Origin of the sequence: Flavobacterium sp. Root901, from assembly GCF_001429765.1 — a bacterium.
Classification (GTDB): Bacteria; Bacteroidota; Bacteroidia; order Flavobacteriales; family Flavobacteriaceae; genus Flavobacterium.
The window spans coordinates 101658-120151 of the sequence record NZ_LMJB01000008.1 but is presented as its reverse complement, the minus strand read 5'-3'; the positions used below and the strand labels follow the sequence as shown (position 1 = coordinate 120151).

The 18494-nt window shown below is 35.3% G+C and carries 17 protein-coding genes; 12 read left to right on the top strand and 5 right to left on the bottom strand.

Annotated features, from left to right (window positions below; translation table 11 throughout):
* Window positions 1–44 precede the first annotated feature (44 nt).
* Together ASE21_RS16045 and ASE21_RS16040 are read right to left on the bottom strand one after the other, a co-directional pair.
* Window positions 45–1646, bottom strand: coding sequence for an ATP-dependent DNA ligase (locus tag ASE21_RS16045; protein WP_057123712.1), 1602 nt, complete (start codon window positions 1644–1646; stop codon window positions 45–47).
* A 187-nt stretch (window positions 1647–1833) separates the two neighbouring features.
* Complete coding sequence (locus ASE21_RS16040; RefSeq protein ID WP_057123711.1) at window positions 1834–2889, bottom strand: ligase-associated DNA damage response exonuclease; 1056 nt, start codon at window positions 2887–2889, stop codon at window positions 1834–1836.
* 193 nt (window positions 2890–3082) lie between these two features.
* On the opposite strand from ASE21_RS16040, the gene pruA reads away from it, so the two are divergent.
* On the top strand, window positions 3083–4708 hold the full coding sequence (gene pruA / locus ASE21_RS16035; RefSeq protein WP_057123710.1) for an L-glutamate gamma-semialdehyde dehydrogenase: 1626 nt from the start codon (window positions 3083–3085) through the stop codon (window positions 4706–4708).
* A 65-nt stretch (window positions 4709–4773) separates the two neighbouring features.
* On the opposite strand, the gene ASE21_RS16030 is transcribed toward pruA, so the two are convergent.
* Window positions 4774–5538 (bottom strand): carbonic anhydrase family protein, encoded by a 765-nt coding sequence (locus tag ASE21_RS16030; protein ID WP_057123709.1) that lies wholly within the window; start codon window positions 5536–5538, stop codon window positions 4774–4776.
* A gap of 278 nt (window positions 5539–5816) precedes the next feature.
* Here ASE21_RS16030 and ASE21_RS16025 point away from each other — a divergent pair, with 278 nt between their 5' ends.
* Both ASE21_RS16025 and ASE21_RS16020 read left to right on the top strand, forming a co-directional pair.
* Window positions 5817–6548, top strand: a complete 732-nt coding sequence (locus tag ASE21_RS16025) for a hypothetical protein (protein ID WP_057123708.1) — start codon at window positions 5817–5819, stop codon at window positions 6546–6548.
* A 90-nt stretch (window positions 6549–6638) separates the two neighbouring features.
* Complete coding sequence (locus ASE21_RS16020; RefSeq protein ID WP_057123707.1) at window positions 6639–6947, top strand: hypothetical protein; 309 nt, start codon at window positions 6639–6641, stop codon at window positions 6945–6947.
* Window positions 6948–7035: 88 nt separating this feature from the next.
* On the opposite strand, the gene rsmG is transcribed toward ASE21_RS16020, so the two are convergent.
* A complete protein-coding gene (gene rsmG / locus ASE21_RS16015; protein WP_057123706.1) occupies window positions 7036–7665 on the bottom strand; it encodes a 16S rRNA (guanine(527)-N(7))-methyltransferase RsmG in 630 nt (209 codons plus the stop codon).
* Window positions 7666–7772: 107 nt separating this feature from the next.
* Between rsmG and ASE21_RS16010 the strand changes: the two genes are divergently transcribed.
* The 9 genes from ASE21_RS16010 to ASE21_RS15970 all read left to right on the top strand — a co-directional run bounded on the left by ASE21_RS16010 (window position 7773) and on the right by ASE21_RS15970 (window position 16957).
* Complete coding sequence (locus ASE21_RS16010) at window positions 7773–8870, top strand: fatty acid desaturase family protein (RefSeq protein ID WP_057123705.1); 1098 nt, start codon at window positions 7773–7775, stop codon at window positions 8868–8870.
* A gap of 71 nt (window positions 8871–8941) precedes the next feature.
* Entirely contained in the window at window positions 8942–10132 is a 1191-nt protein-coding gene (locus ASE21_RS16005) for a pyridoxal phosphate-dependent aminotransferase (RefSeq protein ID WP_057123704.1), read from the top strand.
* A 566-nt stretch (window positions 10133–10698) separates the two neighbouring features.
* On the top strand, window positions 10699–11154 hold the full coding sequence (locus ASE21_RS16000) for a ferritin-like domain-containing protein (protein WP_057123703.1): 456 nt from the start codon (window positions 10699–10701) through the stop codon (window positions 11152–11154).
* Window positions 11155–11281: 127 nt separating this feature from the next.
* Window positions 11282–11872 carry a hypothetical protein gene (locus ASE21_RS15995; protein ID WP_057123702.1) on the top strand — a complete coding sequence of 197 codons (591 nt, stop codon included), beginning with the start codon at window positions 11282–11284 and terminating at the stop codon, window positions 11870–11872.
* Between the two features lie 29 nt (window positions 11873–11901).
* On the top strand, window positions 11902–12360 hold the full coding sequence (locus ASE21_RS15990) for a hypothetical protein (protein ID WP_057123701.1): 459 nt from the start codon (window positions 11902–11904) through the stop codon (window positions 12358–12360).
* Window positions 12361–12498: 138 nt separating this feature from the next.
* Window positions 12499–14367 (top strand): peptidase U32 family protein, encoded by a 1869-nt coding sequence (locus ASE21_RS15985; protein ID WP_057123700.1) that lies wholly within the window; start codon window positions 12499–12501, stop codon window positions 14365–14367.
* A gap of 529 nt (window positions 14368–14896) precedes the next feature.
* Window positions 14897–16057 carry a formate-dependent phosphoribosylglycinamide formyltransferase gene (gene purT / locus ASE21_RS15980; RefSeq protein WP_057123699.1) on the top strand — a complete coding sequence of 387 codons (1161 nt, stop codon included), beginning with the start codon at window positions 14897–14899 and terminating at the stop codon, window positions 16055–16057.
* 2 nt (window positions 16058–16059) lie between these two features.
* Window positions 16060–16380, top strand: coding sequence for a DUF6370 family protein (locus ASE21_RS15975; RefSeq protein ID WP_057123698.1), 321 nt, complete (start codon window positions 16060–16062; stop codon window positions 16378–16380).
* A gap of 1 nt (window position 16381) precedes the next feature.
* Window positions 16382–16957: a Crp/Fnr family transcriptional regulator gene (locus ASE21_RS15970; RefSeq protein WP_057123697.1), complete on the top strand. Its 576-nt coding sequence runs from the start codon at window positions 16382–16384 to the stop codon at window positions 16955–16957.
* 211 nt (window positions 16958–17168) lie between these two features.
* Here the strand turns inward: ASE21_RS15970 and aceA are convergent, their stop codons facing one another.
* Complete coding sequence (gene aceA, locus ASE21_RS15965) at window positions 17169–18449, bottom strand: isocitrate lyase (protein ID WP_057123696.1); 1281 nt, start codon at window positions 18447–18449, stop codon at window positions 17169–17171.
* Window positions 18450–18494 lie beyond the last annotated feature (45 nt).

Sequence of the window (18494 nt, the reverse complement as noted above, 5' to 3'; positions counted from 1 at the left end):
ACATTAAATTGTCCCATAGGGACTATATATAACGATTCAACACATTACAAAATCATACTTTTTAAATCTTCTATAGAATTGGCTTCTTCTATTTTCTTATCCTGCCGCCATCTCAAAATTCTTGGAAATCGGGTTGCAATTCCGCTTTTATGTCTTTTAGAAAGCGAAATTCCTTCGAAACCAATTTCAAAAACCAATTTTGGCGTTACACTTCGAACAGGACCAAAGCGTTCCAAAGTATTTTTTTTAATAAAATCATCTACTTTTCTGAATTCGGCATCGGTTAAACCGGAATAAGCTTTTGCAAAAGTGACCAGTTCTTTTTCTCCTTTTTCATTATCCTGCCAGAGTGCAAACGTATAATCAGTAAATAAATTCGAACGGCGCCCGTGACCGCGCATTGCATAAGTCAAAACTGCATCAATTACCAGCGGTTCAATTTTCCATTTCCACCAGTCGCCTTTTTTTCTTCCAACCTGATAAGGCGAAGTATTTCGTTTCAGCATTAAACCTTCACTTTTCATTTCCCTCGCACGCATTCTTTCGTTTGCAACATCTTCCCATGAAGTTAAAGCAATTCTTTCTGAAAGTCTGAAAGAATTTGTTTTGTCTTTTATTTCATCATATAAATTCTCAAGCAATAATCTTCTTTCTATATACGGAAGATTTCGAATATCTTTTCCTTCCCACTCTAAAATATCATATACTTTAAGAATTACCGGAACTTTTTCAAGCAAGTTTGCCGATATGGTTTTACGGCCAATCCGGGCTTGCAAATCATTAAAAGTCCCGATTTCATTTTCCGGAAAAGCTAAAATTTCTGCATCGATTACAGTCCCGTTTGGAATAACTCCAAGAAAAGATTTAAACTCCGGATATTTATCTGTAACCAGCTCCTCACCTCTTGACCAAACATAAATTTCGTCATCCCGAATAATAGTCTGCGACCGAATTCCGTCCCATTTATGTTCAATCGACCAGTCTTCGGGATTTCCTAAGTCTTCAATTTCGCCTTCGATAGGATATGCGAGATAAAACGGATATGGTTTAGACAAATAATCGGAACTTTTTTCATCCAGAATTAATTCCTGAAACGTAATCGTATTGGGATTCCAGTTTCCCATTAATTTGTAAGCCAGTGCATCTTCATCAACATCTTCAGCTTTTGATAAAGCTCTTGTCATTAATTTTTGGCTTACGCCGATTCTAAAGCTTCCGGTAATTAGTTTGGTAAAGACAAAACGTTCGTAGTAATTTAATGCCATCCAGTTTTCCTGCAGATATTCTTTTTTCTCAAAATCGGTTTTCTTTTTTAAGGCGATGATTTCCTGAAGAAATTCGGTTAAACTTTTATCTGAATGTTCTTTTGTTGTTGGAATTATCAATGCTATAGTTTCGGCCAAATCGCCAACAATATGATAACTTTCTTCAAAAAGCCATAGTGGAATATTGGCCAGTTCGTTTGCCCAAAGCCGAAGTAAAGTAGTATTGACCGGACGTGCAGGACGACGATGCGAAAGAATCGCAATGGTCCACACTTTATCTTCTGGCGATGCATTTTTAAAATACGTCGTCAGGGCATCAACTTTTACATTCGTTTTATTAGAACTATCGAGTGTTTTTATGAGTTGGGCAAAATTTTTCATCTACATCTACTATTACTATTTAAACTACGTTGCTTATAATTTTAAACCATAGAAACATAGATTTAAAATTGAAAAAAAGATGTTTAAAAAAATCTGGATTTTCACACATAGCTATGTTTGTTTAAAAAAATGAAATGTCTTTAACCACAAGAAAGTTTATGTTTCTATGTGTTAATTTTTTTCATTATTAATTTTCAGAAATAACCGAAGCTTCATTTTGATCGATTTCGATTTCTTTTTCTTCTTTTTCCATTTCGGCAGTTTCGCCTTCGTATTGTGTTTTTTCGGTTCTGGCATCATAGCCTAATTCCCGTAAATATTTAGCAAAAATATCTGTATAGCCATGGGTGCAAATTACTCGTTCTGCGCCTGTTGCTTTAACGCTTTCCAACAAAGAGTGCCAGTCGCAATGATCGCTCAAAACAAAACCTTTATCGATTGCACGTCTTCGTCTCGCTCCCCTAAAAGCCATCCAGCCGCTTGCTGATCCGGTTACAAAGGGTGTCATTTTTCGAATCCAGATACTTCCGTGGGCACTTGGCGGAGCGAGCACCATATTTCCTAAAAGTGCTTCTCTTTTGGTTTCCCTGGTAATTAATTCGGTTGGAGGAAAATAAACCATCGGACGTAAAACATTTGTCATGTTTTCGATAGCGCCGTGCGTATATATTTTGCCAATATCAGTATCAAGATATTTTAAAAGTCTTTGTGCTTTTCCTAATGAATATCCAAAGAGAATTGAAGTCCTGCCTTCGGCTTTATTCTCTGCCCACCAATTATTGATTTCTGTAATAACTTCGGCTTGCGGCGTCCAGTTAAAAGCCGGCAGCCCAAAAGTGCATTCGGTAATAAAAGTGTCGCATTTTACTACTTCATAAGGTGTCGAAATTCCGTCATCTTCTGTTTTATAATCTCCGGTAAAAACCCAGACTTCTCCTTTGTGCTCTACACGGATCTGCGAACTTCCAATAATATGTCCGGCAGGGTGAAGTGAAAATTTGACGTTATTGATCACAAAAGTTTCTCCCCACTCTTTTCCGGTAACATTTATTTCTCCTAAACGATGACGAATTATAGGAACATTATTGTGATGTGTAATATAATTTTGATGCCCCCAGCGAGAATGATCAGCATGCCCGTGTGTGATAATGGCATTTTTTACAGGACGCCACGGATCAAGATAAACATCTGCCTGCTGACAGTAAATACCTTTATCATTAAAAGCTAGCAATGGTATTTTCATAATGGTACATTTAAAAATGTTCTTTTCAGAAGTAGCTCAAATTTAAACCTTTAACATAAGTTATATTTTACAACTTCGTGCAATTAGTTTATTAAATTACAACTTTTTAATATTGTATTGTGATATAATCAAATTATCATTTGTACTTTTGTAAAAAATTAAACAATTCGTAAATTTTAAAATAATTTATCCCATGTTAAAAGGATTCTTTCATGTACCAAAAGCGGTAAACGAGCCTGTTAAAAGCTATGCACCGAATTCACCAGAAAAAGCAGCTGTTCAGGCAGCTTACACTACAATGTGGAACTCTCAAATCGATGTTCCTTTATATATTGGAAGTGAAGAAATCAAAACTGGAAATACAAAGAATATTACAGCTCCTCATGATCACAAACACATCGTTGGAAAGTATCATTTAGCTGAAAAACAACATGTCGAAAAAGCAATTGCCAATGCACTTGAGGCAAGAACAAAATGGGCAGATATGGCATGGGAACAGCGTGCTGCTATTTTCTTAAAAGCTGCTGAACTTATCGCCGGTCCATACAGAGCGCGTATTAACGCAGCTACAATGATTGGTCAGTCTAAAAATATACATCAGGCAGAAATCGATTCTTCTTGCGAGTTAATCGACTTTTTACGTTACAATGTCGAGTTTATGACTCAGATTTATAACGATCAGCCAAAATCAGATTCTACTGTTTGGAATCGTGTAGAATACAGACCTCTTGAAGGATTTGTATACGCAATTACTCCTTTTAACTTTACTGCTATTGCTGCAAACCTTCCTGCAAGTGCCGCTATGATGGGTAACGTTGTCGTTTGGAAACCAAGTGACAGTCAGGTATTTTCTGCAAAAATCATCATCGATGTTTTCAAAGAAGCAGGTGTTCCTGACGGAGTTATCAACGTAGTTTTCGGAGATGCTTTAATGATTACAGATACTGTTTTAGCAAGCCGCGATTTTGCTGGTATTCACTTTACAGGATCTACTCATGTATTTAAAGATATCTGGTCTAAAATTGGAGCAAACATTCACAATTACAAAACATATCCAAGAATCGTTGGAGAAACTGGTGGTAAAGATTTTATCATTGCACATCCAAGCGCAAATGTAAAACAAGTGGCTACAGGTATTACCCGTGGTGCATTTGAATATCAGGGGCAAAAATGTTCTGCAGCTTCAAGAGCTTATATCCCTCAAAGTTTATGGCCTGCTGTAAAAGAACAATTAATTGCTGATGTAAAATCGATGAAAATGGGTTCTCCGGAAGATTTCGGAAACTTTATTACAGCAGTTATCCACGAAGGTTCTTTTGATAAATTAGCAAGTTATATCGATCAGGCTAAAAAAGATGCCGATGCTGAAATTATCGTTGGAGGAAATTATGATAAATCTGTTGGATACTTTATTGAGCCAACGGTTATTGTAACGACAAATCCAAAATATACTACAATGGAAACTGAATTATTCGGACCAGTTATTACAATCTACGTTTACGAAGATGCTAAATGGGAAGAGACTTTGGAATTAGTTGATACTACTTCTGAATATGCTTTAACGGGAGCAGTTTTCAGCCAGGATCGTTATGCTGTTGAAGCAGCGACTACTAAATTGCAAAACGCTGCGGGTAACTTCTACATTAATGATAAACCAACCGGAGCAGTTGTTGGAATGCAGCCGTTTGGTGGTGCAAGAGCTTCCGGAACTAACGATAAAGCGGGTTCTGCTCTGAACTTATTACGCTGGGCTTCTCCAAGAACTATTAAAGAAACTTTTGTAACTCCGGAAGATTACAGATATCCATTTTTAGGATAATTATCTGATTTTAGAGTTTAGATTATAAAAAAGCCGGAAATTAAAAATTTCCGGCTTTTATTTTTTTATAGAAAAGTTACTTCTCCAGAGTGCAGATCGTAGTAAGCACCTATTATTTTAATTTCGCCTTTGTCTTCCATTTCTTTTAAAATCGGACTGTTCTTTTTAATATTCTCTATGGTTTCCAAAACATTGTTTTTTGCCACATATTCTACAAATTCATCATTTTTAGATGTTTTGTCTCCAGTAAAATCTTTAGATTTTTCTATTGCAGGTTTTATTTTAGAAAGCATTGCTGTTATGTTTCCCAGCTCTACATTGTCAATTGCTGATTTAATGGCGCCGCAGGATTCATGTCCTAAAACTAAAATAAGTTTTGCTCCTGAAACTTTACATCCAAATTCCATACTTCCAAGTAAATCTTCGTTGACAAAATTCCCAGCCACTCTTCCAACAAACAAATCGCCAATTCCTTTATCAAAAACATCTTCTACAGGAATTCGGCTGTCAAGGCAGGAAAGAACCACTGCTTTTGGATATTGTCCTTCTGTAGCATCACGCACTAATGCCGAGTGATCTCTTAAAGTCAGATCGTTATTCATATAACGTTTGTTACCCTCCTTTAAACTCTTAATTACTAAATCTGGCGTAAGGGCCTTTTGCTGTTCTGCAGTTAATACTTTTTCTTTTAAAGGAATTAATTTAGATGCAGTTTCAATCATTACATTTTCATGTAATTCCTGACGTTCTTCTACTTCTTTTGTCTTTTTCCTGTCGCAGGACATTAGGAAAAAAAACAGTATTGCAATTGTATAAAGTGTTTTATTCATCTCATATACTATTTAAGTCGAATAATTTCAAATGGATTATAAACAAATCAAAACCAACATCTTATCTGTTTAATCAAATAAAGTTAGTAAAAAAAGCCAGATTATCTTACAAATTGAAATAAAATAAAATTGTAGTAATTTTCTTATGTAATTAGTTATCAATACTATACGATAACGAAATGGCTTAATTTAATACTTTTAAAACTTCTACTTCCTCTTTAAAAAACAGCATGCCTGTACATTTGTCTCATCAAATACGATTAATAAAAATTAAAAATATGAGAAATTTAAACAATGTACCAAAGGTAATTATGGATTCAAAAAGTATTGGACATGTTATCGACTTTAAATGGACAAAAAAGAAAATAGATGAATTATTAGACCCACTTGAAGGAAATGATGTTATAGAAAGCTTATTAATGCAAATAAACCACAAAGCATCAATGGGTTTAACTGCTGCATTACTGGAATGGATTTACTGGCGTTTTACCGGATACACACAATTTACAACTGATACTCAAAAACGAATCGAAGCAATCTGGTGTTCTATTAACAATCGCGAACAAACAAACCCTTTATTATTTGACTGTGACTTTGATGTACCGGCTAACGGCTCTGTAAACGGCGCATTATGGATTGCACTTATGGATGTCAGAATGATTGATGTGAGATATAGAAAAGGTTCTTATTTACTGCAGAGTGAAATTATTGGATTAGCTGTTCTGGCACGCCATATTACTCCAAAAAAGAAAACATTCGACAAATGGTTTGACTCTATTATAGCAGATTTAATTCGTTTATATCCTTGTCAATACAACTATGATGATATTGATGAAGATGATGAGGCTGTTTATGATTCATCAAATGAATCAATGATTTGCAGAGAGTTTTTCTTTGATGCTGAATTTAAATATAGTAAAGAAGCGTGTGAAACTGCACTTCATAACTTTATTGATAATCTGGATGTAAAGGCAAATCCGTTTCTAGATTTTTCGAGAAAGGCATCATAAATCTGACTTAAAGATATCCTGAAAACAATAAAACTTTGTTATAAATGGTCGAGTATTCTTCAATCAATACTCGACCAAATTTTTTAAATTATGAAAAATTTGAAAGAATTTGATATATATCGTTGTCCTGTTAGTCATTGCATTGGCTGGGTAGATTTAATTGACGATGATAATTCAAGTTTTTTTGGGTGTGGTGAATGCGGAAGTATATGGTATGAAGAAAAAAACTTTCAGAAAGAAATAACACAAATTATTTCTTTATACGAATATCGAACAAAATGCTATGAAGAAATTGGAGAGAAATGGCTTCCAGCGCTATTTGAAAATGAAGATAAAAACTATGAAATTTTAGTTGAATCAGAACCATTTGATAAAAGTAAAAGCTTTATTCGAGGTTAGTTTTTCATACAAAATCCGTCTAAATTGAAAAAAACTATTCAAAAATAACCCGAAAAGAATTCTTTTCGGGTTATTTGTTTATGCTGTTTTAAGGTTTAAATTTCAAAGGAAGATGCACCACTTTTTTAGTTTCAAAAAATTCATCTTCAAATATTGCAGCTAAATCATATAGAGTCGCATTTGGAAAATCTTTTAATTCTTCGGCCAAATCTCCTCCTTTTAAATAAAGAATTCCATTTTTCAGAGTATGTTTATGCTGCTTTTTGATTTTATCTTTTATCCAAGATACAAAGTCGGGCATATTGGTTACGGCACGGCTTACAATAAAATCGAAATCACCTTTTACTAATTCGGCACGTTTTTGTTCTGCTTTTACGTTTTTTAACTCTAATGCATCCACAACACCCTGAACTACTTTTATTTTTTTGGCAATAACATCAATCAAATAAAAACGGGTTTCCGGAAAAAGAATCGCCAGCGGAATTCCTGGGAAACCACCTCCCGTTCCAACATCCAAAACTGTTGCTCCGGGTTCAAATTTCATAACTTTAGCAATCCCTAATGAATGTAAAATGTGTTTTGTATATAATGAATCAATGTCTTTGCGCGAAATCACATTAATTTTTTCATTCCAATCGTGGTATAAAAAGTCTAATTTTTGAAATTGTTCGATTTGAAGATCGGTCAAATTGGGAAAATATTTCAATATCTCATCCATTGCTGTAAATTTTTAACAAAAGTACTACTTTACGATTGAAATATTTAACTCAATTTTGCAAATTGAGAATTTATAATAATTACCTTTGAAATCTATTTAAAACAATTATGAATAACACCGCTCCAACTTTTGCAAGGCAAGACAATCTGAAGTTTTTCAGAACACTTAATTCTCGGGTAAACAATTACTTCAAGGAGAATAACATCCAAAAAACCGGAAACTGGAAGTTACATTTAAAAGCTGTTATTTTATTTGCTGTTTTCCTGACCCCATATTTTTTAATTCTGACTTTAAATATGCCTTTTTGGTTAATGCTGTTACTTTCTGTAGTGATGGGTGTGGGAATGGCCGGAGTTGGAATGAATGTAATGCATGACGGAAATCATGGTTCCTACTCAAACAAAAGCTGGATTAATAAATTTATGGGCGGAACGATTTATGTTTTGGCAGGAAATGTTTATAACTGGCAGGTACAGCACAACGTACTTCATCATACTTATACTAATATTCCCGGACATGACGAAGATTTAGATGCCGGAAGAATTATTCGTTTTACAGAACATGCAGAATGGCATCGTTTTCATCGTTTTCAACATTATTATTCTGTTTTCTTATACGGACTCCTAACTTTTAATTGGGCATTAACGACTGACTTTAAGCAAATGCGCAATTACTTAAAAAGAAAATTATCATATGGTGAACCAAAAAATCCTAAAATTCTTTGGACAACATTAATTATCACAAAAATGATTTATGTGTCAATCTGGATTGTATTGCCAATTGTAATTGGAATTACCTGGTGGAAAGTACTGGTTGGATTTTTTGCAATGCATTATACAGCAGGATTAATTTTAAGTATTGTTTTCCAGCTGGCACACGTTGTAGATCATACTATAAATCCATCTCCAAATGAATTAGGAGAAATGGATAATACTTGGGCGGTTCATCAATTGTATACAACAACTAATTTTGCACCACAAAATGCAATTGTAAATTGGTATACCGGAGGATTAAACCATCAGATTGAGCATCATATCTTTCCTAATATCAGTCACATTCATTATGGTAAAATTGCAAAAATCGTAAAAGAAACTGCAAAAGAATGCAACCTGCCTTATTATGAGTACAAAACAATGCGAAGTGCCATTGCAGCTCACTTTAAGCATTTGCGCGACTTAGGAATGAAACCTGAATTATCTGTTTAAACTAAAAAAATCTATTAATAATTAACCTTCCTTAACAGCGTAGTAATTTAAGGACAATCAAAATTTTTATAATGAACCATATTCTTTCGGACAGAATCAACAATCTTGCAACTTCGCAGACATTAGCAATGGCCGCTTTGGCAAGAGAATTAAAAGCACAAGGAAAAGACATTATCAGTTTAAGTTTGGGTGAACCGGATTTTAATACCCCAGACTTTATCAAAGAAGCTGCAAAAAAAGCAATCGATGATAACTACAGTACATATTCTCCAGTTGATGGATATCAGGATTTAAAAGAAGCGATCTGCAGAAAATTCAAAAGAGATAATGATTTAGATTATAAACCATCTCAAATTGTAGTTTCTACAGGAGCAAAACAATCTTTATACAACATTGCACAAGTAATGTTAAATGATGGGGACGAAGTGATTCTTCCGGCACCATACTGGGTTTCTTATTTCGAAATCGTGAAACTTTCCGGGGGAGTTCCTGTTGAAGTTCCAACATCTGTAGAAACAGATTTCAAAATTACACCAGAACAATTAGAAGCTGCAATCACACCAAAAACAAAAATGATGTGGTTCTCTTCTCCATGTAACCCTTCAGGGTCTGTTTACAGCAGAGAAGAGTTAACAGCTCTTGCAAAAGTTTTAGAAAAACATCCAAATATTTACGTAGTTGCTGACGAAATTTATGAGCACATCAATTTCTCAGGAACTTTTTGCAGTATTGGATCTATTCCGGGAATGTTAGAAAAAACAATTACTGTAAACGGAGTTGCAAAAGCATTTGCTATGACAGGATACAGAATTGGATACATCGGAGCTCCTGAATTTATCGCAAAAGCGTGTACAAAAATTCAGGGACAAGTTACATCTGGAGCAAATTCTGTAGCACAACGCGCTACAATTACTGCAGTAGATGCAGATCCAAGCGTTTTAAACGAAATGGTTCAGGCTTTCCACGGTCGCAGAGATTTAGTAGTTGGATTATTAAAAGAAATTCCGGGTGTAAAAATCAACGTTCCTGAAGGTGCGTTTTATGTATTCCCAGACGTTTCTTCTTTCTTCGGAAAAACCTTAAAAGGACACGAAATTAAAGATGCTAATGATGTTTCCATGTATCTTTTAGCAGAAGCAAATGTAGCAACAGTAACAGGTGATGCATTCGGAAATCCAAACTGTATTCGTTTCTCTTATGCAACAAGCAACGATATTTTAAAAGAAGCATTAAGAAGAATCAAAGAAGCTTTGACTGCTTAATATTTCAAATTATATATGAAAAGGGTGTTTTAAAGACACCCTTTTTTTGTTTAGTCAATTAAAAGAGAAGCAATCTCTTTTGTAATTGCAGTTGGAGAATACATTCGCAATTACTCAAACCTACCACATAAATTTGTTCAGTTGGTTCATAAACTCCTATAGATTTAAACCAGAAATGCTTACTCCATGTTCCTGCACTATTTTATTTTTTATCTTTTGTAAATGCCAGCGGTCCATAATCAATTTTTTCTCCATTATTGAGCCAATAATTTGTAAAAGCTTTTTCCAAATAAACAAGAGTTAATAATGTATTGTTTTGCAATGCATTTTGCTATTTCAACAAAGCATTTGCTGTAGAGATTATTGAACCCGAAGCATACGGAAAAGAATAAGCTTTAACGCCTGCAATCAATAAAAGGTTACAAATAGTTAATATTTATAAAACCAGCATTAAACTTTCAAAATTTCCATTCTACAATATTGTAAAACATTACCTATAATCCTGTAAAACATACTACTTATGAAATCGCCAACTTTGTAATGTATTAATTTAAAAACTATTAGTCATGATACATACAGATGAAACCACACAGGAAGCAGTAAAAACTTTAGAAGGATTAATTTCAATTCTTGAAGATGGAAAACTAGGATATACAAATGCTGCAGAACATGTAGAAAATCCAGCAATGAAAACAGATTTTCTTGAATATGCCAGAGAAAGAGCATTATTTATTGTAGAGCTGCAAGATGAGATTAACAAACTAGGAAAATCAACAGATACATCTGGCGGAGGACCACTTGGAGCATTACACCGTACATGGATCGATATCAAATCATCTTTTACCGGCGGAGATACTGAAGCCATTATCAATGCCTGTGTAACCGGTGAAGAAGCCGCAATTGAAAAATACAAAAGCGCACTCGATAATAATCATTTAGAACACAGTCAGGTTTTTATTGTTTCTAAACAATTAAACAGTATTCAAAATGCTTTATCACAAATTAAAATGAAAGCTAATTAATCGATTAGTTCATGCTTTTTTTGAAACCGCTTAGGTCTTCGGATCTAGCGGTTTTTTTGTTTTGTCAAAATTGAAAAATAAATCTTACTTTCGCCTCACTATTTAATAAATCAAAAGACCTTTTTTTATGAATTTAACTTTACGCTATTTTATCACTATTGCCTTTATAGTATTGTCCTCGAATGAAATAAAAGCCCAAACCACCGACAGATCCATAAAAGCTTCCATAGGTTTTGGATCCAGCAGTTCTTATTATATTGAAAATTATGGCAGTCAGGAAGAAGTAGACGTTATGGGAGGCGGACTTTATCTTCAGGGTGAATATATTATAGGTTTAAAATCATGGTTTAGTGTAAGACCATATGCAGGTGCTATTTTTGAATCTGTTGATAAAAATCAAAATGTGCAAAATCAACCTCAGTATAAAGTAACAACTAATGCCTTTTTAATGGGAGGAAAAGTTCGAATTTGCGCACCAATACCATGGGTTGCACCATTTATTGAAGGTGGTATTGGAACTTCAATAGGAAAGTTCGAAACTTTTACCCCAAACGTTAATTTTAATAAAAGTGATGTTTTACTGCATATTCCATTTAGCATCGGATTGGCCGTGGGCAGACATAATAGTTTTGAAATTGGTATTTCCGGCTACTTTCACCCTGCCGCAAAACAATCAACTGCGGTATTTGCTTTAGGATATACTTTTCCTTTAGATTAATTACTTTCAAAACAACATATTTGTTTAATATGATAAACAAAAATAGATTACTAAGTTTAGCACTTCCGTTAACGATAATCATTTTCATACTTTTTACAAAATGGTGGATCGCTGATGTAATTGATGCATCTGATTATATCATGTATGGATTTCCATTAATTTACAAATGTCCTGCTTTCCATACTTCATTGGCTCAGCAATATTTTATAATGGAGCTCATTATTGATATTCTTGTCTATTTTTCACTGATCTTTTCACTATTATTTTTGACAAATAGATTTATTTTCAAAATCAAATTAAGTAGAAAAGCACTTATAATTATCTACATAATTGCAACAATATTATTTGGAATTGAAGTATTCTTTGCAACCATTTTTGAAACCAGTTTTTCAATAAAGCGGGATTTTGGTATTGAAGTAAAACAAACCGGATTTAAATTTTATTCCTCTGAAGAAGAAAGAGAAATATACAACAAGTTACATCAATAAACAAAACCTTACTCATCATCATTCCATATTAAGTTAACAATTTCAAAAAAATCGCTTCAAGACTAGCAAACTCAAATAATTTATTAGACCTTTGCACACTTTTTTTCGGGAATACCACAAAAGTCTAAAGTTTTAGAAATGAAGAAGAAAATCGAAATATTAGCTCCAGCGAGAGATTTAATTGGCGGAATGGCAGCTATAAACAGCGGTGCCGATGCAGTTTATATTGGTGCACCGCAATTTGGAGCACGTTCTAATGCCAATAATTCTATCGAAGATGTTGCGGCATTGGTAAAATATGCGCATTTATTTAACGCTCAGGTTTTTGTGGTAATGAATACCATTTTGTACGACAATGAATTAGAAACATGTCGTTCAATGATCTGGGAATTATACGACATTGGTGTTGATGCCCTGATTATTCAGGACATGGCCATTATGGAAATGGACCTGCCTCCTATCGTGCTTCATGCGAGTACACAAGCCAACAACCGTGATGCCGATAAAATTAAATTCCTTAAAGATGCCGGAATCAAACGTGTAGTTTTAGCGCGTGAATTGAATCTTCATCAAATAAAACAAATCTACGATCATGCCGATGTAGAGTTAGAATTTTTCGTAACCGGAGCACTTTGTGTTTCTTTCAGTGGAAACTGTTATATGAGTGTGGCCAACGGAGAACGCAGCGCCAATCGTGGTTCTTGTGCTCAAAACTGCCGTTTACCGTATAACTTAATCGACGGAAACGGAGAAACTTTAATCAAAAATAGTCACTTACTTTCTATAAAAGATTTAGATGTTTCAGACCAGATTCCGAATTTAATTGAAGCCGGAATTGTTTCTTTTAAAATCGAAGGACGTCTTAAAGATGTGGCTTACGTAAAAAACAACGTGTCTTATCTTCGCCAGAAACTGGACAGTTATTTAGAAGGAAGCGATAAATACACTAAAGCTTCTTCCGGAAAATGCACGTATACTTTCGATTCCTCTCTAAACAGAACTTTCAACCGTGGTTATACTGATTATTTCGTAAACGAACGACACGCTAGTATTGGTTCCTGGGAAAGCCCAAAATCTAAAGGTCAATATATTGGTAAACTAATCCGAACTATCGGAGGTGCTTACGAAATCGAAAATGGCGAATTGCTAAACAACGGTGACGGACTTTGTTTCATCAACGAACAAAACGAAGCAGACGGAATTTATGTAAACAAAGCCGAAAACGGAAAAGTGTACCCAAACGTTTTAAAAGAAATCAAAGACGGAACTTTTATTTACCGTAACAACGATACCGCTTTCATCAAAATTGTTGAAAGAGAAGACAGTGCGATCCGTAAAATCGGAACAACTTTACTGCTTACCGAAAATGAAAATGGTTTCGAATTAATCGCAACCGATGAAGACGGAAACGTAAGCACCGTAAAATTAGAACATCCAAAAGAACAAACGAAAAACGGTGAATCAATTGCAGAAAACTTCAAAGTGCAATTGGCAAAAACAGGTTTCACACCTTACAGCGCCGATGAAATTGATGTTGTATTTTCTCAAAACTGGTTCCTTCCTATTTCGAAAATCAACGAAATGCGAAGAAATGTTTTCGAACAATTATCAGAAATTCGTCTGGCAAACTATAAACGCGAAGAACACCAATTGGTAAAAACATCACATCCTTATCCGGAAACCAAACTGGATTTTATGTACAACGTTTCCAATAAAACAGCTCGTAAATTCTACGAACGCCACGGTGTTACCGAAATCGAAAAAGCATTTGAATTACAATGGGATCCGGGAAAATCTCGTGTAATGACAACAAAATACTGCATCAAATACGAATTAAAAAAATGCCCGATTCACCAAAAAGATATTGTTGGCGTTAAAGTAAAAGAGCCATTAGTATTGAAACAGGGCGAATTAGAATACAAACTAAAATTCAACTGCAAACCCTGCGAAATGGAAATCTGGGAAAAAGATGCCGAATTTGAGATTGAAGAAGATCATTTTCATTAATATACAAACCGATGCTTTTAAAAGAAGTATCGGTTTTTTATTTTGGGCGTGCCCCTCCGGGTCGGGCTATCCGCTGCAAGTCCTCGCACTTCCTTCGTCAGGCTCCGGGCTTTCCACTTCTATCCCTCACGCAAAAGGGTTAACGAGAAAATGTTATTTTCAAAATAAAAAACATCAATTGCCTACAGCTTTAGCTGGAGGTTTATAAGATTCTATCATAGGGGCTTTAGCCAAACATATCCAAGTTTGGCTAAAGCCCTGCAACCTTCCATCTTCTCCTCCAGCTAAAGCTGGAGGCAATTCATCTCAAAAAAATCTGCAAAATCTGCGAGAGAACTCTTTGCGTTATTCCTTTTAACTTAAAGACAAAAACTTAGAGAACTTTGCAAAAATCTTTGCGAACTTTGCAGTAAAATATACACTGCGTAGACGCACAGCAGTGCGTCTCTACATTCACACATCTAAATAGAACATTGCGGTTAAAAACATTTTTCCCTACTTTTACTACTGAATATTACAACACTCCAAAATGAAAATACTACTCCTGGGTTCAGGCGAATTAGGAAAAGAATTCACCATCGCCGCACAACGAATTGGACAAACCATAATCGCAGTTGACAGTTACGAAAATGCTCCGGCAATGCAGGTCGCACACGGTTTTGAAGTTATCAATATGCTCGACGGTGAAGCTCTAGACCGAATCGTAGCCAAACACCAACCCGATTTTATTGTTCCCGAAATAGAAGCCATTCGCACCGAACGTTTTTACGATTACGAAAAGCAAGGAATCACCGTTGTTCCTTCAGCGAAAGCGGCAAACTTTACTATGAATCGTAAAGCCATTCGTGATTTAGCTGCAAAAGAATTAGGATTAAAAACTGCAAAATACGAATATGCCACTTCTGCTGAAGAGCTGCAAAAAGCCGTTCAGGAAGTTGGAATTCCGTGTGTGGTAAAACCTTTAATGTCGTCTTCAGGAAAAGGACAATCGACAATCAAAAATAAAGAAGATATTTTAAAAGCATGGGAATATGCCGTTGCGGGTTCGCGTGGCGATGTTATCGAAGTTATTGTAGAAGCTTTTGTCGATTTTCATTCAGAAATTACACTTTTAACGATTACTCAAAATAACAATCCAACTTTATTTTGTGCACCAATTGGCCACCGACAAGAAAGAGGCGATTATCAGGAAAGCTGGCAGCCGGCTTTGGTTTCAGAAAAAGATTTGTACGAAGCGCAGGATATGGCTGAAAAAATAACCGAAGCTCTTGGCGGTGCCGGACTTTTTGGTGTGGAGTTTTTCCTGACCAATGAAGGCGTTTACTTTTCAGAACTTTCTCCCCGTCCTCACGATACCGGAATGGTAACTTTAGCGGGAACGCAGAATTTCAACGAATTTGAACTGCATTTAAGAGCTATTTTAAGCCTTCCTATTTTCGAAATTACTTTAGAAAAAACCGGAGCAAGTGCCGTAATTTTAGCATCAGCAGATTCTGCAAACCCAACTTTTAACGGAATCGAAAAAGTTGCTGCCTTACCAAAAACCGATTTTAGGATTTTTGGAAAACCGACTTCAAGACCATACCGCAGAATGGGTGTTGTTTTAAGTTATGATACGCTTTCTACCCCTGTTAATGAAGTAACAGAACGCGCCAAAGAAACGGCAAAACTAATAACTGTAAATTCTTAATTATGAAAAATATACTTTTAGCAACTTTTTTATTTATCGGAATTGCTGTAACCGCACAAGACAAAAAGAAATTTGATAAACCAACAATCGTTGAAGCTTCTTGTGGAGAATGCCAATTTGGAATGAAAGGCAAAAGCTGTGATCTGGCCGTTCGTATCGACGGAAAAACTTATTTTGTTGACGGAACAACTATTCATGATCATGGTGATGCTCACGCCGAAAAAGGTTTTTGTAATGCCATCAGCAAAGCTTTAGTAACAGGAGAAATAAAAGGAGATCGTTTTAAAGCGACTTCATTTGCATTAATCGACGAAAAGAAATAATATGGCATTGATTCTCGAAAACATTGCCAAACATGTTTCGCTGACACCAGAGGAACAGGCGCTTTTTTTATCTAAAACAGAAATCACAACTTATAAAGCCAAAACAATTTTACTAAGCGCAGGAGAAGTTTGTAAACATTCTTATTTTGTGAATTCGGGTATTTTAAGGAGCTTTAACATTAACGACAATATTGTTGAACATGTACTTTCATTTGCTTGTGAAGGATGGTGGATGAGCGATATGTATAGTTTTTTTTCGCAAAAACCCGGTCAGCTTTTTATTGAAGTTCTGGAAGAAGCAGAAGTTGTTTCTTTATCCAAAGAAAATCAGGAACAATTGTATTTAGAAATTCCGAAACTGGAACGTTTTTTCAGGATTTTGATAGAAAATTCATTAGTTGCGAATCAGCAAAGATTAATGGACAACTTAAGTTTACCTGCTGAAGAACGTTTCGAAAAATTCAGTAAAAAATACGGAACATTAATTCATAAGGTTCCACAAAAACAAATCGCTTCTTTTATTGGCGTAACACCTGAATTTTTTAGCAAAATGAAAGCAAGATTATTAAAAAAATAGTTTTTGCCACAGATTAAAAGGATTAAAATGATTTTAAAAAAAGTTGCCACGAATTTCACTAATTGCACGAATTAGTTTTACTCAAAAATTGAAATAAAAATTAGCGTAATTGGTGTAATTCGTGGCGAAAAAAAAATCTTTTTTTAATCTGTGAAATCTGTGGCAAAAAAATAACACGGCTCAGCTAAGAACCGTGTTTTTTTTTTGTGAATTAAAATTGCTCAACCTCTGTAGAATGTTTCATTGCTGTGATTGTTGATTTTCCAATCATAACCGTATTTTGAACGGCGTCGAAATAAGAAGTTCCCACAAAAGCCTGATGTTTTACAGCTCTGAATCCGTTTTTCTGCAAAGCAAATTCCCTTTCCTGCAATTCAGAATAACCCGCCATACCACGTTCTTTATACGCTTTAGACAATTCGAACATACTCGTGTTCAAAGCATGGAATCCTGCGAGAGTAATGAATTGAAATTTATAGCCCATTGCTGCCAGATCTTCTCTAAATGTTTCCATTTCGGCAACTGATAATTTTGCGGCCCAATTAAAAGACGGAGAACAATTATAAGCCAGCATTTTATCCGGAAATTCTTTTTTCATAGCTGCCGCAAATTTTCTTGCATATTCTAAATCCGGATTACTGGTTTCCATCCAAATTAAATCGGCGTAAGGCGCATAACTTAATCCTCTTGCAATTCCCTGATCAATTCCGTTTTTTACGTAGAAAAAGCCTTCAGCTGTTTTTTCTCCGGTTAAAAATTTACGATCTCTGGGGTCGGCATCGCTTGTTAATAAATTAGCAGCATCGGCATCTGTTCTCGCAACAATTAAGGTCGAAACTCCCATTACATCAGATGCCAGACGCGCAGCAATTAATTTATTGATCGCTTCCTGTGTGGGAACCAGAACTTTTCCTCCTAAGTGTCCGCACTTTTTAGCAGAACTCAGCTGATCTTCAAAATGAACACCAGATGCTCCGGCTTCGATCATTGATTTCATCAATTCAAAAGCATTCAGGTTACCGCCAAAACCTGCTTCGGCGTCAGCCACAATCGGAACTAGATAGTCTTTTTTTTCTTCAATTTCATTTACAGTCTGAATCTGATCTGCCCGCAATAAAGCGTTGTTGATCTTTTTTACCACCATTGGAACACTGTTTACCGGGTATAAGGATTGGTCCGGATACATTTCTCCCGCCAGATTTGCATCAGCAGCTACCTGCCATCCGCTTAAATAAATCGCTTCTAAACCGGCATCAACTTCCTGAATCGCCTGATTTCCGGTCAATGCTCCCAACCCGGCAACATAATCCTGGCTTTTTAACTTTTTCCATAATTTCTGCGCTCCCATTTTCGCAATAGAATGTTCTATATGATAAGAACCCTGAAGCGTTACTACTTCGCTGGCAGTATAAGGACGTTCAACACCTTTCCATCTCGGGTTCGTAATCCAATCGTTAATCAATTCCTGAATTCTGTCTTCTGTTGTTTTCATAAATAGTATAGTTAAAGTGGTTAGTAAGTATTCTTTTAAAAAAAA

Excerpts from the sequence above, each read along its gene's own strand:
- ASE21_RS16045 (WP_057123712.1), bottom strand. The coding sequence starts at position 1,646 with ATGAAAAATTTTGCCCAACTCATAAAAACACTCGATAGTTCTAATAAA.
- ASE21_RS16040 (WP_057123711.1), bottom strand. The coding sequence starts at position 2,889 with ATGAAAATACCATTGCTAGCTTTTAATGATAAAGGTATTTACTGTCAG.
- pruA (WP_057123710.1), top strand. The coding sequence starts at position 3,083 with ATGTTAAAAGGATTCTTTCATGTACCAAAAGCGGTAAACGAGCCTGTT.
- ASE21_RS16030 (WP_057123709.1), bottom strand. The coding sequence starts at position 5,538 with ATGAATAAAACACTTTATACAATTGCAATACTGTTTTTTTTCCTAATG.
- ASE21_RS16025 (WP_057123708.1), top strand. The coding sequence starts at position 5,817 with ATGAGAAATTTAAACAATGTACCAAAGGTAATTATGGATTCAAAAAGT.
- ASE21_RS16020 (WP_057123707.1), top strand. The coding sequence starts at position 6,639 with ATGAAAAATTTGAAAGAATTTGATATATATCGTTGTCCTGTTAGTCAT.
- rsmG (WP_057123706.1), bottom strand. The coding sequence starts at position 7,665 with ATGGATGAGATATTGAAATATTTTCCCAATTTGACCGATCTTCAAATC.
- ASE21_RS16010 (WP_057123705.1), top strand. The coding sequence starts at position 7,773 with ATGAATAACACCGCTCCAACTTTTGCAAGGCAAGACAATCTGAAGTTT.
- ASE21_RS16005 (WP_057123704.1), top strand. The coding sequence starts at position 8,942 with ATGAACCATATTCTTTCGGACAGAATCAACAATCTTGCAACTTCGCAG.
- ASE21_RS16000 (WP_057123703.1), top strand. The coding sequence starts at position 10,699 with ATGATACATACAGATGAAACCACACAGGAAGCAGTAAAAACTTTAGAA.
- ASE21_RS15995 (WP_057123702.1), top strand. The coding sequence starts at position 11,282 with ATGAATTTAACTTTACGCTATTTTATCACTATTGCCTTTATAGTATTG.
- ASE21_RS15990 (WP_057123701.1), top strand. The coding sequence starts at position 11,902 with ATGATAAACAAAAATAGATTACTAAGTTTAGCACTTCCGTTAACGATA.
- ASE21_RS15985 (WP_057123700.1), top strand. The coding sequence starts at position 12,499 with ATGAAGAAGAAAATCGAAATATTAGCTCCAGCGAGAGATTTAATTGGC.
- purT (WP_057123699.1), top strand. The coding sequence starts at position 14,897 with ATGAAAATACTACTCCTGGGTTCAGGCGAATTAGGAAAAGAATTCACC.
- ASE21_RS15975 (WP_057123698.1), top strand. The coding sequence starts at position 16,060 with ATGAAAAATATACTTTTAGCAACTTTTTTATTTATCGGAATTGCTGTA.
- ASE21_RS15970 (WP_057123697.1), top strand. The coding sequence starts at position 16,382 with ATGGCATTGATTCTCGAAAACATTGCCAAACATGTTTCGCTGACACCA.
- aceA (WP_057123696.1), bottom strand. The coding sequence starts at position 18,449 with ATGAAAACAACAGAAGACAGAATTCAGGAATTGATTAACGATTGGATT.